Source organism: Exiguobacterium sp. TNDT2 (assembly GCF_003331145.1).
Taxonomy (GTDB): domain Bacteria; phylum Bacillota; class Bacilli; order Exiguobacteriales; family Exiguobacteriaceae; genus Exiguobacterium.
In genome coordinates, this window is the sequence record NZ_QLVE01000014.1 from 38,796 (window position 1) to 60,326 (window position 21,531).

At 51.8% G+C, this 21,531-nt stretch carries 18 protein-coding genes; 8 read left to right on the forward strand and 10 right to left on the reverse strand.

Translation table 11 applies throughout. The features are described from left to right. Positions 1–1,353, reverse strand: coding sequence for a carbohydrate ABC transporter permease (locus DPV68_RS08750; RefSeq protein ID WP_114166377.1), 1,353 nt, complete (start codon positions 1,351–1,353; stop codon positions 1–3). Positions 1,354–1,458: 105 nt separating this feature from the next. Further along, positions 1,459–2,724: an extracellular solute-binding protein gene (locus DPV68_RS08755; RefSeq protein ID WP_114166378.1), complete on the reverse strand. Its 1,266-nt coding sequence runs from the start codon at positions 2,722–2,724 to the stop codon at positions 1,459–1,461. A gap of 373 nt (positions 2,725–3,097) precedes the next feature. On the opposite strand from DPV68_RS08755, the gene DPV68_RS08760 reads away from it, so the two are divergent. Next, positions 3,098–4,882, forward strand: coding sequence for a glycoside hydrolase family 13 protein (locus DPV68_RS08760; RefSeq protein ID WP_114166379.1), 1,785 nt, complete (start codon positions 3,098–3,100; stop codon positions 4,880–4,882). Positions 4,883–5,040: 158 nt separating this feature from the next. Beyond that, on the forward strand, positions 5,041–6,399 hold the full coding sequence (locus tag DPV68_RS08765; protein WP_114166380.1) for an MATE family efflux transporter: 1,359 nt from the start codon (positions 5,041–5,043) through the stop codon (positions 6,397–6,399). A 46-nt stretch (positions 6,400–6,445) separates the two neighbouring features. On the opposite strand, the gene DPV68_RS08770 is transcribed toward DPV68_RS08765, so the two are convergent. Further along, positions 6,446–7,180: an enoyl-CoA hydratase/isomerase family protein gene (locus DPV68_RS08770; protein WP_114166381.1), complete on the reverse strand. Its 735-nt coding sequence runs from the start codon at positions 7,178–7,180 to the stop codon at positions 6,446–6,448. A 153-nt stretch (positions 7,181–7,333) separates the two neighbouring features. Between DPV68_RS08770 and ybaK the strand changes: the two genes are divergently transcribed. From ybaK to DPV68_RS08800, 6 genes are all read left to right on the forward strand, one after another. Further along, the gene (gene ybaK, locus DPV68_RS08775) at positions 7,334–7,798 is read left to right on the forward strand and encodes a Cys-tRNA(Pro) deacylase (protein WP_114166382.1); all 465 of its coding nucleotides are present in this window, start codon (positions 7,334–7,336) and stop codon (positions 7,796–7,798) included. Positions 7,799–7,817: 19 nt separating this feature from the next. Beyond that, positions 7,818–8,516, forward strand: a complete 699-nt coding sequence (gene pssA, locus DPV68_RS08780; RefSeq protein WP_021066674.1) for a CDP-diacylglycerol--serine O-phosphatidyltransferase — start codon at positions 7,818–7,820, stop codon at positions 8,514–8,516. A gap of 86 nt (positions 8,517–8,602) precedes the next feature. Then, the gene (locus DPV68_RS08785) at positions 8,603–9,355 is read left to right on the forward strand and encodes a carotenoid biosynthesis protein (RefSeq protein ID WP_114166383.1); all 753 of its coding nucleotides are present in this window, start codon (positions 8,603–8,605) and stop codon (positions 9,353–9,355) included. After that, positions 9,321–10,016: a lysophospholipid acyltransferase family protein gene (locus DPV68_RS08790; protein ID WP_114166384.1), complete on the forward strand. Its 696-nt coding sequence runs from the start codon at positions 9,321–9,323 to the stop codon at positions 10,014–10,016. The genes DPV68_RS08785 and DPV68_RS08790 overlap by 35 nt, the downstream gene beginning before the upstream one ends. A 26-nt stretch (positions 10,017–10,042) precedes the next feature. Then, on the forward strand, positions 10,043–11,083 hold the full coding sequence (locus DPV68_RS08795) for a glycosyltransferase family 2 protein (RefSeq protein WP_232819571.1): 1,041 nt from the start codon (positions 10,043–10,045) through the stop codon (positions 11,081–11,083). Between the two features lie 19 nt (positions 11,084–11,102). Further along, complete coding sequence (locus tag DPV68_RS08800) at positions 11,103–12,569, forward strand: phytoene desaturase family protein (protein ID WP_114166386.1); 1,467 nt, start codon at positions 11,103–11,105, stop codon at positions 12,567–12,569. Positions 12,570–12,999: 430 nt separating this feature from the next. Here the strand turns inward: DPV68_RS08800 and DPV68_RS08805 are convergent, their stop codons facing one another. The 7 genes from DPV68_RS08805 to DPV68_RS08835 form a co-directional block, all read right to left on the reverse strand. Then, positions 13,000–13,839 (reverse strand): phytoene/squalene synthase family protein, encoded by an 840-nt coding sequence (locus tag DPV68_RS08805; RefSeq protein ID WP_114166387.1) that lies wholly within the window; start codon positions 13,837–13,839, stop codon positions 13,000–13,002. Next, positions 13,808–15,286 (reverse strand): phytoene desaturase family protein, encoded by a 1,479-nt coding sequence (locus tag DPV68_RS08810; RefSeq protein WP_114166388.1) that lies wholly within the window; start codon positions 15,284–15,286, stop codon positions 13,808–13,810. Before DPV68_RS08810 ends, DPV68_RS08805 begins: the two co-directional genes overlap by 32 nt. Then, a complete protein-coding gene (locus DPV68_RS08815) occupies positions 15,283–16,776 on the reverse strand; it encodes a phytoene desaturase family protein (protein ID WP_114166389.1) in 1,494 nt (497 codons plus the stop codon). The genes DPV68_RS08810 and DPV68_RS08815 overlap by 4 nt, the downstream gene beginning before the upstream one ends. Positions 16,777–16,882: 106 nt before the next feature. Then, positions 16,883–17,884 (reverse strand): class I SAM-dependent methyltransferase, encoded by a 1,002-nt coding sequence (locus tag DPV68_RS08820; protein WP_114166390.1) that lies wholly within the window; start codon positions 17,882–17,884, stop codon positions 16,883–16,885. Between the two features lie 101 nt (positions 17,885–17,985). After that, positions 17,986–18,366, reverse strand: coding sequence for a YisL family protein (locus DPV68_RS08825; RefSeq protein WP_114166391.1), 381 nt, complete (start codon positions 18,364–18,366; stop codon positions 17,986–17,988). Between the two features lie 143 nt (positions 18,367–18,509). Continuing rightward, positions 18,510–21,068 carry a sensor histidine kinase gene (locus DPV68_RS08830; protein ID WP_114166392.1) on the reverse strand — a complete coding sequence of 853 codons (2,559 nt, stop codon included), beginning with the start codon at positions 21,066–21,068 and terminating at the stop codon, positions 18,510–18,512. Then, complete coding sequence (locus DPV68_RS08835) at positions 21,065–21,427, reverse strand: response regulator (RefSeq protein ID WP_021066686.1); 363 nt, start codon at positions 21,425–21,427, stop codon at positions 21,065–21,067. The genes DPV68_RS08830 and DPV68_RS08835 overlap by 4 nt, the downstream gene beginning before the upstream one ends. Between the last annotated feature and the right edge of the window lie 104 nt (positions 21,428–21,531).

Here is a 21,531-nt window from a genome sequence, read left to right on the forward strand (position 1 = left end):
TCAGATCATATCCTCGTCTTTGAAAGATTTTGTCCGACGGAACTGGATAACGGCAAGTGTCATGATAAAGAATGACAAAATGAGCGTGATCGCAGCCGCAAGTCCGTATTGCGGGTTGGCTCCGAGAGACAATTTGTAAATCCATGAAATCAAGATATCGGTACCACCAGCAGTTTGTCCCGGTACAGCCGGTCCACCGCCGTTAAAGAGATAGATGATGTTGAAGTTATTAAAGTTGAATGTGAACTGCGTGATCAAAATCGGTGCTGTCGCGAACAAGAGCATCGGCAACGTGATCAAGCGGAACTTATCAAAGATGGTCGCACCGTCAATCGTCGCGGCTTCATATAAGTCACCAGGAATCGATTGCAATACCCCCGTCATGAGCGTCATGATGAACGGGAAGCCGAGCCACCATTGAATCAAAATGAGCGCACTGCGTGTCGCCGTCGGATCGGTCATCCAGTTGATCGGATCTAGTCCGAACGCCGGAAGGATCGTCGTGTTGAACACACCGAACGATTCGTTGAACATCGAGCGGAAAATCAAAATCGTGATGAACGCTGGAACAGCCCACGACAAGATTAAAATCGAGCGGAACAAGCGACGGAAGCGAAGACCTTCTTGGTTCAAGAGAACCGCGAGGAAAATCCCGATCGCAATGACCCCGACTGTCGAAGCGACCGTCCAGACAAGTGTCCAGCCGAGGACGCCGACGAACGTGTCGCGCCAAATATCGATTTCAAAGATACGTGTGAAGTTTTCAAAGCCGATCCACTCGACGAGTTTCGCCGGTGGCGCGTTATTGTAACGATAGTTCGTGAATGCGATCAAGAATGTGAAGATGAGCGGTAATACGACTGTGAAGACGAGCAAGATGAGCGACGGGATTAACATCAAGTATGGGAATCCATGGTCGCGCAAGTTGCGGAGCTGCACTTGGAACGTTGGAACGTTTAGGTGCTGATCACGAATGCGACCGACTCGGTAGGCGTCACGGATGTTCCAGATATAGAACGCGATCCCGAAGAAAAGTAAGATTAATGCGACAATCCCTTCTACCATCAAGAAGATGGAATGGTCGTTACGAGGTCCTGCCACTTCGCCAAGCGTGATCAATCCCCAAAGGCCGCCACGGTCACCAGGTCCTGCGCCCGCTCCTTTGAAAAAGAGATCGTAGTTTACTGCAAAATAAGACATGATGACGATAAAGAAAGCGATCGCTTTCGCTTTTTGATTGTTATAGAATTGACCGGCTCCCGGAATGATCGAAAGCAATGCGGCGTTCCGAGCATGGTTTGTCGGTTTGTCCGGACGTTGTTCCGGCGTTTTAGGGTTCGCAATTGAAGCCATCCTCAATTTCTCCTTTCAATTTGAGCAAATCAATCGAGCAAGCGTTTGCTCAATTTTAGAAAATGAGGGGGAACGCCAGTCGGCGTACCCCATCATTTCAATTCCTTATTGGTTGTTCGCTTGGATTTGTTGCTCGATGACTTTAACAGCATCGTCAGCTGATTTTTGTGCATCTTGCTTGCCAGTCGCTACGAGCTGAAGCGCTTGTGCCATCGGCTCCCAAACTTGTCCCATTTCAGGAATGTTAGGCATTGGGATTGCGTTCGTTGCTTGATCGAATACCGCCTTCGCAACTTCGTTTGACGTGATTGTCTCGTTCGTCTCGAGGGCTGCTACTGGTGGAATCTCGTTGTAAGCTTCAAACATCTTCAATGCGTTTTCTTCATTTGTGAGTTCTGCGAGGAACATTTCAGCCCACTCTTGGTTCTCCGTGTAAGCAGAGAGTGCGTATGTCTTCACGCCCATGAACGTCTTAATAGGTTCACCGTTCGGAAGTGTCGGCAGTGCAGACGCTCCGAGGTTGACGCCGGCATCTGTGTAACCAGCAACGGCCCAAGGTCCGTTCATGACTGTGTGTGCTTTCTTCTCAGTGAAGAGTTGGTCCATCGCTTGGCCGCCAGACTCGCCGATCAACCCTTTAGGGAAGAGGCCTTCTTCGTACCATTTACCGATGTACTCGAATCCTTCGACTGCACCTTCGTTGTTCAATCCGACGTCGGTTGGGTCGAGCGCGCCGCCGTCTTCTTTGAAGACGTAACCGCCGAAGCCAGATACTACGCCGTGAGCGAAGTAGAAGTTATCCCAAAGAGCGAGGAAGCCGTACTCGCCTTTGCTCTTAAGATCTGTAGACAACTTGTACAAGTCATCCATAGAAGTAGGAGCTTCTGATACCAAATCCTTGTTGTACATGAGGACTGGTGTTTCAACTGATTTCGGATACCCGTAAGCTTGTCCGTCGAACATGACAGCTGATTTCGAAGCGTCAGTGAACGCGTCAAGTGCGCCTTCGTCAGTGAGCGGTGCCAAGTGACCTTGGTCAGCAATTGTTCCGATTTGGTCATGTGGTACGAGAACGATATCAGGACCTTTTCCAGCCGGGCCATCAAGCGCCAACTTGTCCTTTTGATCCGTCATTTGGACTTCAACGACTTCAACTGCGACGCCGTGTTCTTCTTCAAACGCCTTCGCAACTTCTTTCGTCGTTTCCGACTTTTCAATATCTTCCCAAATTACGATTTTTTCTGGCTTGTTTTCGCTAGTCGAACCGCCTTCGTTAGTAGAACCGCTGTCCGTACCGCCACCACATGCAGCAAGTGCACCGAAAGCGAATACTGCTGTTGAAAGTCCTGCTACCATTTTTTTCATCTTCATGATGAAAAACCTCCCCAAGGAAATAGTATGGTCAGATTTGCGCAAACGCACTTGGCCGCCTGATTTAAACAACTCCGCTACAGAATCAGTAGGTTAGTGAAAACGTTTGCATCCTCACCTCAATTTTTATTATACAGTTGTGTAAGCGTTTTACAAGTCTTTTTTTCGCTTTTTTTTATTGCGGTTGCCCCATTTATCTATTTTTGAATTTTTTATGGTCTTATTTCGTAAAAAACGAGGAAATGAACGATTGACAAAATGAAAACGCTTTATTAACCTTTGCTTGAGCAAACGTTTTCACAACTGTTGTTTCTTTTCTGAATAGACAGTGTAAAATGGTTATAACCCTAAATAGAGAAAGGAATTTAAACCAATGATCAAAGAAGCTATCTATCACCGCGCCATGTCCCCTTTCGTGTACAAGTACGACCGAGAAACGATACATATTCGGTTTCATACAAAAAGAAATGATATCCAATCTGTGGACTTAATTTGGAACGATCCGTATGACTGGCACTCGGAAGATCCGGCTATGTGGAACTTTGATCCAAACAAGCCGAGTTTCTGGCGTACGTTCGAGACACCGATGGAAAGGATCGGTCACGATGAGCAGTACGACTACTGGTTCATCGCCATCAAACCGCCGTTCCGCCGACTCCGCTACGGCTTCCGTCTCCACGACGGGAACGAGACGGCCGTCTATACTGAAAAAGGTTGGTTTGAAGACAAACCACTTGATGACACAGGCTACTATTTCTGCATCCCGTTCATCAATCCAGTCGACATCTTCCACGCCCCGTCATGGGTGAAGGACACGGTCTGGTATCAAATCTTCCCGGACCGGTTCGCGAATGGCGATCCATCCAATGATCCGGAAGGCACGCTCCCATGGAATAGCACCGAACCGACGATCACGAACTTCTTTGGCGGCGATTTCCAAGGCATCATCGACCATATCGACCACATCGTCGACCTCGGCATCACCGGAATTTACTTCTGCCCGATCTTCAAAGCGACGACGAACCATAAATACGACACGCTCGACTATATGGAAATCGATCCACAATTCGGTACGAAAGAACAGTTCAAGCAACTCGTCGACCTTCTCCATGAGAATGGCATCAAAGTCATGCTCGACGCCGTGTTCAACCATGTCGGCTACAACCACCCTTGGTTCTTAGACGTCGTCGAGAACGGACCGCAGTCGGAGTACCGTGACTGGTTCTATCTTCGCGACTTCCCGATCGAGACGACGCCGAAGCCGAACTACGACACGTTCGCTTTCGAGAAGAACATGCCGAAAATCAATACGGAGCATCCGGCGCTAAAAGCTTATCTATTAGAAGTCGCCCGCTACTGGGTCGAAGAGTTCGGCATCGACGGTTGGCGGTTAGATGTGGCGAACGAGGTTGATCACGCGTTCTGGCGCGATTTCCGTAAAGCTGTGAAACAAGCAAATCCGGAAGCGTACATCCTCGGTGAGATTTGGCATGACGCCCAACCATGGCTTCAAGGCGATCAGTTCGATGCGGTCATGAACTATCCGTTCACGAACGCGAGCCTGAACTATTTCGCGCTCGACCGGACGTCCGCTTCCGAGTTCCGCAATGAATTGACGCGCGTCGAGATGATGAACACGACGAACGTGAACGAAGTGACGTTCAACTTGATCGACTCGCACGATACACCTCGTGCCCTCACCCGGGCAAAAGGACATAAAGGAAAGTTCAAGCTGCTCATGACGTCGATGCTCACGTATACAGGCAGCCCTTGTATCTATTACGGGGACGAGATCGGCCTCGAAGGTGAACAAGACCCAGGTTGCCGTCGTTGCATGCCGTGGAACGAAGCCGAGGAAGATCGCGAATTGTTCCGGTATGTACAGAAATTGATTCGACTCCGCAAAGAGCATCCGGTGCTCGCGAACAGCGGGTCATATCGTTTCAATCTCGTTGATGACAATGACAATGCCCTCATCATCGAGCGCGGTACAAAAGACGAGACGTATTTGATATACTTCAATAACTCAGATTCCGTGTCGAAGCTCAACCCGCTCGTCCATACCGGAAGCGCCTATGATTTATTGCGCGACCGTGATGTAGACTCGCTCGAAGTCGAACTGGCGCCGTTCAGCGCCACGATTTTAAAAATGAAATAAATTCGGTTTTCCACCCGTTTCGGCGGGTGTTTTTTTTGTTGAAAATAATTTACCAAATCCCTTTCTTTTTCATTTCAAAAGGAGTAACATGACCCTTGTGATTTTGACAACGTAAATATTTCATAGAGAGAATTGTAGAAAACAAGGGAGAATACACCATGCCGACAAAAGACACCGAACAGCTCAGTTTATTTAAAATCTCGTGGCCGATCTTCATCGAGCTCGCACTCCATATGGGGACCGGGATCATCGCCACGCTCATGCTCGCCCATTACTCAGATGCCGCCGCTTCCGCGGTCGGCGTCGCCAACCAAATCTTGAACGTCTTCTTAATCGTCTTCAGCGTGACCTCGGTCGGAGCGACCATTTTAATTGGTCAAGCGATCGGTGCCAACCGGATGAAGAAGAGCCGCGACTTCGCCCGTTCTGCCGTCAGCTTGAATATGTGGCTCGGCGTGCTCATGGTCGCCGTCGTCTTTTTGTTCGGCGAGACGTTCCTTCGCTTGTTCGGTTTATCCGATGAGTTGTTCGACCACGGTTTGTTGTTCTTGCAAATCGTCGGGTTGTCGCTGTTCACTGAAGCGCTCATCATGGCGCTCAGTTCGGTTCTCCGGAGTCATGGGATGACGAAGCATGCGATGCTCGCGACGCTCCTAATCGATATCATCACAGCCATCGGAGCGATGCTCGCTGTCATGGGCTGGTTCGGTCTTCCGGTCACGGGTGTCGCCGGTGTCGCGTGGGCCATCGTCATCGCCCGCTTCTCGGCCATGGTCTTGTTATTTTGGATCGTCAAGAAGCGGCTCTTGCTCCGCTTCCCGCTCAAAGAATTGATTCGTCCGAAACGCGACGACATTCGTGCCTTGTTACAGATTGGCGTCCCATCGGCCGGAGAGAACTTGTCATATCAGTTCTCACAAATCATCATCACCGGTTTCATCGCTACGATGGGCGAGGCTTCCCTAGCCGCCCGGGTATATGTCATGAACTTGTCGATGCTCGCCTTCTTGTTCACGGTCGCTGTCGCCCAAGGAACGCAGCTATTGATTGCTCGTGACATCGGCGGAAAACGGTTCAAAGAAGCGTATACTCGTGCCGTGAAGACGTTGAAGCTCGCCATGTTCGCATCGCTCGTCGCGTCGCTCGGACTCGCCGTATTCGGCAAGTCGCTGCTCGGCCTGTTCACATCGAACCCAGACATCATCGCCGTCGGGGTGCCGATTTTATGGGCGACGCTCATTCTTGAGCCAGGTCGTGCCATGAACATCGTCTTGATGGGCTCGCTCAAATCGGTCGGTGACGTTCGCTTCCCGGTCATGATCGGGATCGCCTCGATGTGGGGCGTCGCCGTCGTCTTCAGTTATTTGTTCGGCCTCCAGATGGGACTTGGCGTCCTCGGAATTTGGCTCGCCTTCTCGCTTGACGAGTGGTTCCGCGGTTTCTTCGCCTTCCGTCGTTGGAAATACGGCACGTGGCAACAAAAAGGGTTCCAATTCGAACCGAAGCCAACTTCATAACCAATCGAAAAGAAGCGGTCGCTGTGACCGCTTCTTTTTTTATCGATTATCGATTTAAGAACGCCTGCATCGCTTGGCGATGGACGTCCGTCTGACCACACTTCCGTTGCCAGATGATTTCTTGCTCGAGCCCGTCTTCGAACGATTCGGCCCGGAACAACGCCTTCATGCCCTGTACCGCCGTCGGTGACTGGGCGGCGAGCGTCTCGGCATATGTCGTCAACCGCTCCAAGTACGCCTCATCCTCGACGAGCTCGGTGACGAGACCGAACGTCTCGGCCTGTTCGGCGCCGATTGTGCTCCCGCTCCACATCCAAGCAAGCGCGAGGTCTGGGCGCATCAGACGTCGTAAGTGATACGGCCCCCCGGCATCTGCGACGAGACCAATCTTGATGAATGCCGAACTAAACTTCGTCGACCTGGCGACGAGACGGACGTCCGCCGCGAGCGCTAGACTCAAGCCCGCCCCAGCGACGACTCCGTGAATCCCGGCGATGACCGGTTTCGGACAAGCTTCGAGCGCCCGGACGAGCGGATGGTAGACCTCCTCTAGGTAGTGGCCATAGTCGGCATCCCCCTCGATCGTCAAATCCTGTCCCGATGAGAAGCCACGTCCTTGCCCGACAAGGACGATGACTTGGACGGTTTCGTCTGCCACAAGCTCCTCGACTGCTTTCCTTGCTTCGCGGAGCAGCGTCTCATTCAGCGCGTTCAGTTTCTCCGGCCGGTTCCATTTGAGCCAGCCGACCCCGTTATGTCGTTCTAGTTGAATCGTTTCCATCCCAATTCCCCCTTTTACTAAAATGAATCAGTATTCATTTCTATATCGTCCATTCTGTTTCCTTCTTGTCATGAAAACTTTCTGAGTTCGATTGCCCGACGCTACCACTATTTGCTATTCTTAAAAGAGTCGTTCAACGAAAGGGTGGGGCTGATGCAACTGACGAATGCCGCAAGACAATTGAAACAACGGAACATCCCGTTCACGTACCACTCCTATGAAGTGGATGCGTCCGACGTCTCCGCCAAACATGTCGCCGCGTCACTCGGTAAACCGCTCGACCAACTGTATAAAACGATTTGTCTCGAGAACGAGGAGCGGCGCTACGCCTTTTTCCTCATCTCAGGAGCGTTAGATATCGATTTGAAGGCGGCCGCGAAAGCCTGGGGTGCAAAAAAGGTTTCACCCGTACCGGTGAGAGAACTCGAGGCGTTGACCGGCTATATCCGCGGCGGAGTCTCGCCGATTGGAGCGAAGAAACGTTTCCCCGTCTTTCTTCATGACAACGCCAGACAAAAAGATACGATCATCATCTCGGCCGGAAAACGCGGCTATCAACTCGAACTCACACCGGCTGATTTGCTTCGGTTCACGGACGGTCGCTGGTTCACTCAATAAAAAGATGGAGGCAACACCTATGTGGAAAGAACGAATCCGCTCGTGGATTCCTAACTCATTTACGTTCGGTAACCTGTTTTGCGGCGTCTTGGCGATTGTCTATGCCGCGCGAGGAGACTTTTCGAATGCCACGTTATTGATTATCATCGCCATGATGCTCGACAGTCTAGACGGACGGCTAGCCCGTATGCTCGGAGTGGCCGGTGATTTTGGAAAAGAACTCGACTCGCTCGCTGATGTCGTCACGTTCGGGGTCGCCCCGGCGCTTCTCGCCTACTACACGTTCTTTATCGATTACGGCAACTATGGTCTCTTCTTCGCCGCCTTGTTCCCGTTATTCGGTGCTTATCGTTTGGCCCGCTTCAACTTGTCGGCGACGAACGTCACGGCCAGTTACTTCTCGGGTGTCCCGATTACAGCGGCCGGCGGGCTCCTCGCCGTCGTGACGACGTTCGGGGACCAGATCAACGAGCTCCTCACCCCGATCTTCTTCACGGGTCTCGCTCTGCTCATGGTCAGCCGTGTCCGTATCCCGAGCTTTAAAGATGTGCCGCTTCCGCGCCACTCGTTCATCATCACGGTCAGTCTCATTTATTTGACGTACATGATTTTCGCCCGCTGGAAAGAATGGCCATCATTTTGGTTCATCGCCGTCACATTCTATGTTTTGTTCATTGCCTTCTCGTTCGTCAAGAAACGGAAACGGATGGCAAATTGATGGGTCTCTCTCGAGGGGCCCTTTTTTGCATGCATTTATTAGACGGGAACCAAAAACCTCTCTAGAATGGGGGTAGAGGTGATGAAATGAAAGTGTATCCATGGATTTGGAAATGGTTTTTGGTTTGGTATGTCGTCGGGGTCGTCCTCGTCGGCTTTGATTTGTTGCCGAGTTGGCTCGAATGGGCAAACCCGGTCTTCTTGTGGCTCGCCGGTGTCATCGGCGGCTGGGTGATTGCGGACGGTGTCCGCCACGCCCGTCTGATCGTCCCGTTCATCTTTTTCGGTTCGATCGCCGTCGAGACGCTCGGTGTGAAAACCGGGTTCCCGTTCAGTGAGTACATCTATGCCGAGGCGTTCGGTCCGACCGTGTTCGGTGTACCGGTCACGATTGGCGCGGCCTGGCTCGCCGTCATCGGCGCCAGTTTTGCCGTCGCCCGCCTATTCTCATTCAAGAACCGGACGCTCTGGCTCGTCCCGTTCCTCGCTGTTTGGCTCGACATGGCAATCGACCCGGTCGCCGCGAACGTGAAAGGGTACTGGGAATGGGCCAATGACGGTCTCTACTATGACATCCCGACGCAAAACTTCGTCGGTTGGTTCGGACTGTCGCTCATCTTCTCTTGGTTGCTTGACCGGTTTGAAGTCGAGGCGGAACCGTTGCTACTCGGACATGGACGTTATTTGTTCGTCATGCTTCACGCCTTGTTTGGCGTCACGGCCGTCAACGCTGGCCTCTACGGCATCGGTGTACTCAGCATCGTGACAGCAGCAGGCCTCATCTTGCTAGAACGGAGGAGCCGACATGATCGAAGCGAGCAAAAAGAAATGGTTCAATAACTTGTTTTCGACGTTCGTGAAAGAACGTCAAATCCGTCCGTTTTTCCATACGATTTACGTCCGGGCCGATGATGTGCCGACACCAGGATTGTTTTTGAGCACCCACAGCTCTTGGTGGGACGGGATGATCTTGCTCATGTTGAACGAATATTACTTGCGCCACGACGTTCACGTCTTGATGGATGAGGACGGGTTACGCCGCTTTCCATTCTTCCGTCACTTGGGCGCGTTTTCCATCAAAAAAGGCAAGCTGTCGGACGTGCGGGCCTCGCTCGACTACGCCAATCGGCTATTACTCGCAGGCAAGTCCGTCTGGGTGTTCCCGCAAGGACGCGAGTATCCACAGGAGCATCGTCCGCTCGAGATTGGCTCAGGTGTGACGATGTTGCTCCGTCAGCCCGAAGTCCGGCTGTGCGCCATTTATTACACGTTCGCGTCGCACGCCGCCCCGCTCGTCTATGTGCGCTTCCGCAACCATACGGTCGTCTCCGAGACGAGACGGCTTCAAAAACAAGAGCTCGCCGAAGCAATCGAACGCCTATATGACGATACGCGCGACGACGTGATCACGCAGTCTGACCGCTATATCGCCTTGTTCCCGCCAAAGCGCAGCCTCGCGGATTGGACGGAACACTTGCTCCAAATTGGAAGAGGCCGCTGATGGTGATTTTATCGCTCACTTTCCTTATGTTCGTGTTCACACTCGTCAATTTACTATTTTTACGTCCGCTCACCGCACCCGTTCCCGCTCCTCCGACTGCGGTGTGCATTCCACTTCGGAACGAAGAACGGAACGTGCCAAAACTCATCACGAGTTTGAAGGCCGCCTTGCCGGATGAATGTCGCGTCTATTTATACGAGGACCGGTCTGAGGACGATACATACGAGGCACTCGTTCGAGCCATCGCTGATGATGTCCGCTTCACCATTTTCCGTGGTGTGCCGTTACCTAAAGGGTGGGCCGGTAAAGTCCACGCGTGTCACCAGTTGGCGAGCCGGACGACCGAGCCGTACGTATTGTTCCTCGATGCTGACGTCACAATCGATTCTACGTTCATCGGACGACTCCATGGCACACTCGCCCGTGAAGAGGCGGTCTTCTTGTCTGGTTTTCCACAATTCCCGACTCCGACATGGCTCGGAAAATTGTTGATTCCGATGCAACACGTTCTGATCGCCCAGCATTTGCCGTTGTTTTGGCGCAAAGTGCGGCACCCCGCCTTCGCCGCGGCCAATGGGATGAACGTGCTCGTTGAACGAAAAAGTTATAATGACGTCGGGGGACACGCCTCCATCCACGACTCGTTAATCGACGACATCGACCTCTGCCGCGAGTTCAAACGACGAAAAAAAGTTACATCACTCGTCAACGTTTCACCTTACATCACATGTGATATGTATGCGACGAACGAAGAAGTGTGGAATGGGTTTTCAAAAAACGTATTCAAGGGAATGAATGAAGCAGTGGGCATCGCCCTTTATTTTCTCTTATACTACGGCACCCAGCTCTCTGCTTTCCTCGCCTTCCTCGTCCGCATGGATTGGGTATCGTTCTTGGCGTGCGTGTTCGTCTTACTTGCTCGACTCGCAGTCGACGTCAAATCGGGAGGACGTCACTTCTGGCTCCATCCGTTCAGTCTGATCGCCTACTTGTTGCTCTTGTCGAGCGCGGTCGTACGCAAGTGGCGACGAAAGCCGATCTCATGGAAAGGCCGTACGTATCAATAATCTCGCTAGGAGGCACAACATGAAACAGATCGCTATTATTGGAGCGGGGCTCGGCGGCTTGAGCGCCGCCGTCACCCTTGCCGCCCGCGGTTACGACGTGACCGTCATTGAGAAGAATGAACACGTCGGCGGAAAACTCATGCCAATCGTCACTGATGGACATCGTTTTGACTTCGGACCGAATACAATCACGATGCCGGACGTGTTTCGTTCCGTCATCCGCAACAGCGGGGCTAACCCGGATGATTATTTCGAACTCGTCAAACTCGAATCGCATACGGTCAATCACTTTTCGGACGGTTCAACGTTCACGTTCCATTCAGACCGAGAAAAGATGGAAGGCGAGGTCCGCCGTCTGACCGGTGACAAGGCCGATAAAAATCAATTGGCCGCGTATTTAGACGAAGCAGAGAAACTGTTCGAAATCGCCAACAACCGCTTCTTCACGCGAATGGACTCGAAAATCGATACAGGGCTCTGGGCCGATATGATGAAAGTACATCCGCTCAAGAGCCTTCATGCGCTCCATAAAAAATATTTTAAAGATCCGCGCATCATCCAAGCACTCGACCGCTATGCGACGTATATCGGCAGCAGTCCGTACGTCACACCGGGCACGTTCGCCTTGATTTCGCACCTGGAACTGAATGACGGCGTCTATTTCGCCAAAGGCGGGAACTGGACGATCGCGAAAGGCTTCGCCAAACGGGCAAGCGAACTCGGCGTCGAGTTCCGGCTCGGTCATGAGGTCACGAAAATCGAAGTGACGAACGGGAAGGCGCACGCGGTCGTCATCGACCACGAAGAAGTCATGTCTTGCGACGCCGTCCTCTTGAACGGCGAACTGCTCACGCAATATCCGCGGCTCGTCGATGCTTCCGCTCGGCCTTCGTTCCCGGTACCGACGCGCGATACGATTGAACCGTCCGTGTCTGCTTTCGTCATTATGGTCGGCTTGAACAAGCGATTGAACTTGGCGCACCATAACGTCTATTTCTCAGACGACTATGAAGCGGAGTTCCGGGCGCTGTTCGATGAGGAACGGTATGCGGATGAGCCGACGATTTATATCTCGAACTCGGCCCATACGGACCCATCGATGGGAGAAGCTGGCGACAACTTATTCATTCTCGTCAACGCGCCGGCCCATATGACCGACATCGATGCTGAGACGTATGAACATTTGATTCGCCGACGTCTTCGAAAATTCGGTGTCGATTGGGAAGACCACGACGTCGTCTTCCACCGCCGTGTCACCCCGCTCGATTTGACGCGTGATTTTTACGCGTATTATGGGGCACTTTACGGGACATCGGCCAACTCGAAAAAAGGAGCGTTCTTCCGACCTTCGTCTCGCTCGGAAGATGTGTCGAACATCTGGTTTGCAGGCGGCTCGACCCACCCGGGCGGCGGCAGCCCGATGGTGACGCTTTCAGGACAATTCGCAGCCCGGTCGATGTTAGAGGACATACCTCTGACAATTTGAACATTTTGTGAACAGAAGATTCGACACTTGTCGACACGGGATAGACATGATAACATCATATTCGAGTTCAAGCAGTTTTGTAACGTTTGTTACACCTGTAGCGATCGAATGGCTTCCCCGAGCCTATCGCGTTTTGAACTTGTCACACCCGAGAAAAAAGTGATGAGCGAGTTTCCCCACTCGTATCCCGCGGCTGAAACAGCATGCATTCTGATGTTCCCCCTTAGTCCATCAAGCATCCTGCTTCAGCGAAGATGCCCCATCGTTTCATTCCCCATGAGACGAGGCACATCTTTAGGGTTCATCACGTCCGATTCGTTCGTTTCCCCGATGAACGAATCACACAACGCTTACACCACTTTTGGTCCCCCGCCAAAAGTGGTTTTTTTTGCGTAAAAAAAGGCAGCCGTCTCGAGACGACCACCTCATCTTATAGTCTAGCCAACAGTTTTCCTTTTTGAATCGTCGAGACAAACGCCCGTTTCGTGAAGACGTCGTGTCCGTTCTGTCGGGCCGCGTCCAAGATGCCTTCATAGAGCAAGCCTGCCGCACTGACCGGCTTCCGGCTCGTCGCAGGGTACAAGTGATGCGTCTCCCGGGCCCGTACGTATAGAAGTTCGGCCCGGCGCGCCATCGTCTCCCAGACGTCAATGAACGCCGGGGTCACTTGCCGCGCGAACAAGTCTGCTTCCGAAATACCAAACTTCATCAATAACGACTGTGGCACATAAATTCGGTCACGGTCGAGGTCTTCTCCGACGTCACGCAGGATGTTCGTCAACTGCATCGCGATGCCTAAGTCGATTGCGCCTTGTTTCAACTGATGCCGCCCTGTCGCGTCCACGTCCGGCGCGAGAATCGGCAACAGCATCAAGCCGACGGTGCTGGCCGCATAGTAACTATATTGCTCCGTCTCCTCGAGCGTCGCGTAGCGCGTTTTATGTAAGTCCCACTTCATGCCTTCAGCCAATTCAAAGAACGGTTCGACGTCCATGTCGTACCGTCCCCAAACGTCACGCAACGCCACCCAGAGCGCATCGGTCAGATGTTCACCGGCCAAGAAGCGATCGAACTCGGTCAAAAAGTCCGTCAAGCTCTCTTCAGGACGGTCGGATTCATCGACTGCGTCGTCAAGCGTCCGGCAAAACGTATAGACCGCGGCCACGGCCTGACGGTCTGGTTTGGAGAGCAAGGAAAAGGCCCGATAAAACGTGAGCGAGCCTTTTTTCATTACGTCTTCACAGTGACGATACGCTTCTTGTGTCGTCATGGTACAATGCCCCCATTTCTTCTTCCATTCTTTTCACTAACAGCTGCGAGCCGATCATGACGATTGGGACGCCTCCGCACGGATGCACCGATGCGCCGACGGCGTAAAGCCGGTCGATATGCGCGTACGGACGGGCTTGTGGTTTGAACGCGGCCGATTGGGCCAATTTCGGGGCGATGCCGAAACTCCCGCCTTCGAATAAACCAAATCGTTCCGCATCCATCGGCGTCCGCACTTTCATCTCGATCACACGGTCCCTGAAGTCGGGGACCATTTGTTCGATCCGGTCGATCAAATGCTCGATTGCACCGCTCGTCTCAAAGTCCTCACGTTCTAACTTACGCGGGACCGGTACGAGCACATAGAGAACGCTTGTCCCCTTCGGTGCCAATGAGTCGTCCATCAAAGACGGATTGAACGTATACATCGCCGGGTACTTGCTTAGTTTACCATCTTCAAAGATGGTCCGCATCGACCCGGCAAAATCATCCGGCAAATCGAACTGATGAATCGGCAAATCGATGTCCCCTGTCACGGCGAAGTAAAGTAAGAGTGTTCCGCTCGATGGTTCATATGATTTCGGTTTGACGCCGTCAATTAACCGTTCCATAAGCGGGAAGTCACCATTGACGACGACCGCATCATATGGATGAACGACACCGTCCACGACGACCGCGTTCGCCTGGCCTTGCTCGACCTGGACCCGTTCCACGTTGGCGTTCAATTCAAATGTGACGCCGCGCCGTCTCAACTCCTGTTCTATTTTCGTCGCAAGCGAAAAATATCCTCCCTTGACGTACCAGATTCCTTCCTCTTGTTCGCGATACGGGATCAGGCCGTAGAGGGATGGGGTATCATACGGGTTCCCGCCGATATAGAGCGTCTGGAGGCTATAGGCGACGCGCAAACGCTCGTCTTTGAAGAAGCGTTTCATGTTCTCATGGGCCGTCTCATACGCCTTCAAGCGCATGAGGAGCATCAATAGCTTCGGTTCGAACAAATCGGTCTTGCTCTTATAGCCCCGGTCTAAGAACGCGTCAAATCCAAGGCGATACTCTTCTCGTTTTTGAGTCATATACTTTTTAAAACCGTCACCCTCGTTGAACAGACGGTCGATTTCGGCCGCCTGACGCTCGATGTCACGGTATTTGTAGAACGTCGTGCCATCCTCGTAACGAAGGCGATAAAGCGGGTCAACCTCGATCAACTCGAGCTCTCGCTCCGGGAACCCGGCTTCTTGGAGCTGGCTTTTCAGTTTCCCGGGTAATAGAACGATCGTCGGTCCTTCATCGACGCGGGCACCGTTCTCGAACTCGACATAATTGAGACGGCCGCCGACGCGGGATTCTTTTTCGTAGATGGTCACGTCGATTGACGGATATTTATGGGTCAGGAGTAAGGCCGCGTAAAGCGAACCAATCCCGGCACCGACGAAACTGATGTTCATTGGCCGACACCCGCCCGGTCACGCAACAGGTTGACGGTAATGCGCGCCGATTCAAAAATCGTCGGCAGTCCGCTGCCAGGATGCGTCCCGCCGCCGACGAGCCAGACGTGGTCGAGCTCCTCGAACTGGTTATGGGGACGGAAATACATCATCTGGGACAAGTTATGTCCTAAGTTGAACGTCGCCCCTTCATAGACACCGAACGCTTCCCAATCGTTTGGCGTGAGCGGCTGCATCACCTCGATATGGTTCCGGATGTCACGATACGGCGAACGCGTCTCGAGTGCATCGAGGACGCGCTCGGTCATCGTCGCCTCGAGCGTCTCCCATGGCAAGTTCGCCAGGTTGTTCGGCACCGGGACGAGCACATAAAGCGATGACTTCCCTGCCGGTGCGAGTGTTGGATCGATGTTTGACGCGTTATGCACGTAAAAAGAGAAGTCCTCACTTAACTTCAAGTCTTGCGTCATCTCTTTCACATTTCGTTCATAATCGTCGGCAAAATGAATCGAATGATGCGCGACATCATCGTAAATACGATCGAGTCCGAGATAAAGCATGAACGTCGAACACGAATAGCGCTTCTTCTTCAGCTGTTTCGGACTCCACCGTGTGAGTGCATCGTTCGGGACGAGCGTCGTCATGGCGTGCGCGAAGTCGGCGCCGACAATCACTTCGTCGAAAGCGTAATGGATGTTGTTCGCCACGAGCCCGTTGACGCGTTTCCCGTCGAGCAAGAGTCGGTCGACTCCTTCTCCGAGACGAATCTCGCCGCCCTCTTCCTCGATGACACGAGCCATCGCTGTGCACAGTTGGTTCACGCCGCCAATCGGATGATGGACACCGTAAGCGTGCTCCATATACGACAAAATCGAGAAGCCGCCCGGGCACTCCCACGCCGACATGCCAAGATATTTAGCTTGGAACGTAAACGCGTACTTCAGCTCTTCGCTCGTGAAATATTCCGATAGCACATCATATAACGACTTGCCGATCGACAAGAACGGGAGCGCCTTCAAGACGCGCGTCGCCACGTAATCAGTTAGTTTGTCATGCGCCGTCTGGAGAACCGGCATTAGTTTCGACAACTTGATGGCTTGTTCGGCCATGAAGCGTTCATACCCTTCCCCGTTGCCCGGGAACTGCTCTTCAATCGCCTGATGCATTTGATCGCGGTCGGTCGTCATCGACAAGACCCGCTTTCCTCTATCAAAATAAAGGTCATACATCGGCTCGAGTCGTTTCATCTCGACGTAGTCGTGTAAATTTCGACCTGTCTCTTCAAAGATCTCTTCTAAAATGTATGGCATATTTAAAAAAGTCGGGCCACGATCGAACGCGAATTCTCCGACTTGCAGACGCGACGTTCGTCCACCGACGAACGCCTGCTTCTCAAACACTGTTACGTTGACACCACGGCTCGCGAGCAGCATCGCGGCCGCAAGTCCTCCTGGGCCGGCACCGATGACGGCGACTCTCTTTGTTGACACGTTGAACAACTCCCTATGTGAAAAGTCTCTTATGCTTCTATCTCATTATAGGAATGACCGGAGACAAGTTCAAATTTGAATCGGCTCGTCGTGTGTCCGTGATGTGTCAATTGTCTCGTTTCGCGATGACAATGTACCATGACCCTTCTGGGATGAACGGGATGAACCGGACGTTGTCGAAGCCGACCTTATTCATTTGACGGCGTAACTCGCGAATTGTTGGGAGCGGATAGAGATTATCATGCAACGTCATGAACGCATTGAATGCTGAGGCGAATCGAGCGCCGAGCGGCGTTTCAGCGAGCGGCGTAACGAGGACGGCGACACCTGCTTCATCTAAGTTCTCAAGCATCCGTCCGAGCAGTTCGATACGTTGTTCCGGGGAGAAATAATACAACATGTTATTCATCATGACGGCATCAAACCGTTCGTCGTGATCCCACTCCATAAAATCGGCCACTTCATAGCGAATCTCACCGGATTCATCTTGCTCGCGCGCCTCGGCAATCACGTCTTCCTCTAAATCGATGCCGGTCAACCGCCAATCTGGTTCGAGTCCATGCAATTTGCGCAAGTAGCCACCGTGACCGCAACCGATATCGAGCATCGTCTTGACGTCAGCTTGACGCAACAGCTGTTGCACAATCGGGAATGCAATCGTCTCGACGAGTGTCGACGTCTGTGCGACGACTTGTCCATGTGTCGCCCCGTCGAACGTCTTCTGCTTCCCCGACTCTAAAAAGTCAGGATAAGCGATGAGCGCCGGGATATGAAGCTCCATCATTTCTTGGAGCATGAAGCCGATGCTGCGCTCATCTTCATGCGACAGTTGATACTTCAAACTGCGTGTCGGAAAATAGCGCCAACCTCTCTTCTTCAAATGACGAACGGCGACCCCCACTTCGAGCCAACGCTCGAGCGCGAGCTTCGTCAACGGTTGTTTTAATCGGAGTGTCATCTCCGCATAGCTCGCCCCGCCTTGGAGCGCATCGAACAATCCATATTTGTATCCGATATACCCGTGCCATAATGGCAGGAAGGACTCGGTTTGTTTCATCCATCTTCGTGCGTGTAAGACGCGTGACCATTCATTCATTTGCTGTTCCATCGTTTCACCTCATCATCGTTATCACTGATTGTTTCATTTTCCCCTAATAATTTATGAGCAAACAAAAAAATCCCACTTCGATGTGCGAAGTGGGGGTGAAATCAAATGAAGTTACTGAAGAACGACAGTCCGTACGGCAACGCATAGCCGATGAAAATCGTCACTAGTGCAAGAATCACAAAGCCGCCGAACATCGTGCCCGCTGGCTTGTGCTTTTTCATACGGATGAGCGTCATCTCACCAAAGATGAGCGTCAAAAGCCCGACCGTGATTTTCACGTGGTAGAACATGCCGCCCTCGAGTAATTGTAAATACAAATAAAGCCCTGTGCCAAACGCGACGAGAAGCATAAGTCGAAACACCATATGGGCGATTTTCCCGCTCTTATTGCCGTTTTTGTAGCCAATATAGGCGACAGCGAACAGAACGAGTAATAAGACCCAGCTCGTGACGTGCGTGTGTAGGAATGCGATCAATGGCATTCAAAGTCTCCCCTTTCCATTATGTACAACCTCTATTGTACACGAGTCGCTCGGACTGCGGTCAAGCAAACAATCGAAAAAATCTTTAGCCGATGAACAAACGCCTGATCGTGAATGACCAGGCGTTTGTCGGAATCGACCTATTAAGCTGTCGTCGATTCTTGTTCGCGAATCGCGTATTCGAAGCTCGGAATGACGACCGTGAACGTCGACCCTTGATGTTGGATCGACTCAACATGAATCTGCCCGGCGTGACCGCGCACGATCTCTTGACAAATTGGGAGACCGAGTCCGGTTCCGCCGATTTCACGACTATCCGAATTATCGACCCGGTAGAATTTGTCGAAGAGACGGTCGAGCGCGTCGCTCGGGATCCCAATCCCTTCGTCTTTCACCTTAATCGACACTGATTGGTCATGATGAGCCAATTCGACGGTGATTTTTCCGCCACGAGGCGAATACTTCACGGCGTTCGAGAGCAAGTTGCTCATCAACTGTTTGAACTTCTGACAATCGGCGAACAGTTCATACGGACGGTCATCGGCCGTAATGAGTTCAAACTTGTGTTTCAGTGACGAAGCTTCATAGAACGTCATCATGTCTCGGATGACCGGCTCAATATCGAGTTGTTCCCGGTCATACATCTGACTGCCGGCTTCCATTCGCTGCACGTCGAGGAAGTCGTTGACGAGATGCGTCAACCGCTCCGTCTCGGCATGAATCGTCTGCAAATACTTCGCCTGCTTCTCATTCGGCAACTGCTTCTTGACCATGAGCTCGGTGAACCCGTAAATCGATGAGAGGGGTGTCCGCAACTCGTGAGAGATCGTCGAGATGAATTCGCTCTTCAAGCGTTCTGCCTCGGTCTCGCTCGTGATGTCACGGAAGACGAGCAACGTCCCTTTTGACAACCCACCGACGACGATACGCTCGGCGTACATCTGCAGGTTCATCTCACCTTTACGGATCGAGAAACTTACGCTGTCATGCGGGAAGTCATCCGTGAAGAGGCGATCGGTATACTTCATGAAATCATCTTCTTGGTCGACCGTTGTTGAAATCGTCTCTCGCCATTCGTTCCATGACAGTTCTGCGAGTTCTCTCGACGTGATGTCATCAAGCTCAGGGAACATTTCATAGAGCGGCCGGTTGACGAAGACGTCATCGGTCGAATGCTCGACGTAAATGACCGCCTCGCGAATCGAGTCGAGAATCCGTTCCGTCTTCCCTTTCTCACGGGTCATCTCTTCAAACAGACGCATCCGGAGAAGCGAGAGCGATAACTGACGAGCAAACGACATGATGTCACCCATCTGTGTCTGCGTGAAGCGGTCCTTGTAGCGGACGAGATAAATGAACGCGATGATGGAGTCATCTGTCGGATCGTGGACCGGTACGGCCGTCTCGTACATGTAATACGGGTACGGGAGCGGGTGGTCACTTGCGACTTGTTTCGACGAATGGACCGTCGTCCGGAGTGTCATTGCTCGCGTCAAAACTGAATTCTCGCTATCGATTAGCTGACGGGTGAGCGTCTCGTTCAAACCGTGGCTCGTGATTGAGAACGAGCCTGTCGCATCGACAAAGACGAGGGCACCGACCTCAGAGTCGGTGATGGCGACCAGTTTCTCAATGATTTCTGGGTAAGCCGTCAACGAATCACGGGCCGCGAGCGTCTCGGTCAATTCGTTGCGGTAAGCCAAGTGTTGCTCATTTTGTTGCGTCTGCTCCAAGATTTCTTCAAGCTCTTGTTGCTGTGCTTGAAGCTCTTCTTGTTGTGCAATCAATTCTTCCTGCTGCGCTTGCAACTCGTGATTCTTCTCAATCAAATGACGTTCGTTGTCACGAAGCGTCTCGGCCATCTTGTTGAACGAGCGTGACATCGTGCCAATTTCGTCTTCACGTATCATCTGATCGCTCAAATCGACAATCTCACCTTTCAACAAGCGGTCAGATGCGACCGAAAGCCGGGAAATCAAATTTGTTTGGCGGCGCAGGAACGGCTGGATGAACAATAAAATCAAGGCTGCAAACGATAAGATGCTCGCAATCCATAAGAATTGAAGAATGTTGTTGTTTAATTTCCAAGTATCATATACTCTTTGTTTCTCACTGTTCATTAAGTTTTTATAATCTGACAGTGCCGTCTCGATTTGCCGGATTGGTCCGAGCGTGTCGATGCCGCGTTCTGGACTATACGGGACAACGCCTTGCTCAATCAAGCGCTCGGCAGTCGGAAGTGTCAAAATTGTCTCAGGGTCAATCGTCGTCTCAGTAATTTCACCTTCAGCTCGCAATTGTCCGTATTCCGTTGTCACTGGAAGAATGACACCGAAGTAAAAGTCATGGAACTCTTGCAAGTCTTCTGAGAAAATCTCACCTTGCTTCGTTTGGACAACACTTTTGAACCAGTTGATTTCTTGTTGGAACTCGTTCTCTTTGGCACGGGCCCGTTCGAGCGACTCAGTATCCCCAAACAGAAGATAGCCTCGAGCATCGTATTGAGCTCCTTGCCATTCGTCCCACAACGTATTCAACCGGTCGATGCGTTGATCGACATCCTGCAACCGTTGTTCGTTCACCGCAACACGTTCTTGCATGTGCAAATACATAAAAATCGAGCCGACGAGCGCGACCGCGAGAAACGAGTAAAGGACGACCATGAGGTCGCGACCAAGTTTTTGTTTAAACCATCTGTTCAATTCACGATGCCTCCTATAATCTTCACTAATTCAAGCGGACTGAACGGCTTCGAAATAAAGTAGTCGACCCCAATCTCATTCGCGCAATCACGATCAGATTGTTGACTCTTCGCAGTAAGCATCATGACTTTCGTATGTTGACGTCCTGGCAATTTTCGTACTTTCTCAATGACCTCAAGACCGGTCATGCCTGGCATCATATGGTCGACAATCACGAGGTCATACTCGTTCTGTTCGATTAGCCGATAGGCTTCAAGGCCGTCTGGCGCTTCATCAATGTCATATCCTTCATCTTCTAACGTATCTAATACGAGCATACGTAAAACTTCTTCATCTTCAGCTAATAATATTTTTACCATGACGATTCCTCCATTTTTTATCCCATTTCACTATTTTAACGGATTCAGTTCATAATCACAAAAAAAAGGATGTACGGTGTATAACCGTACCCCTTTTTCGTCGG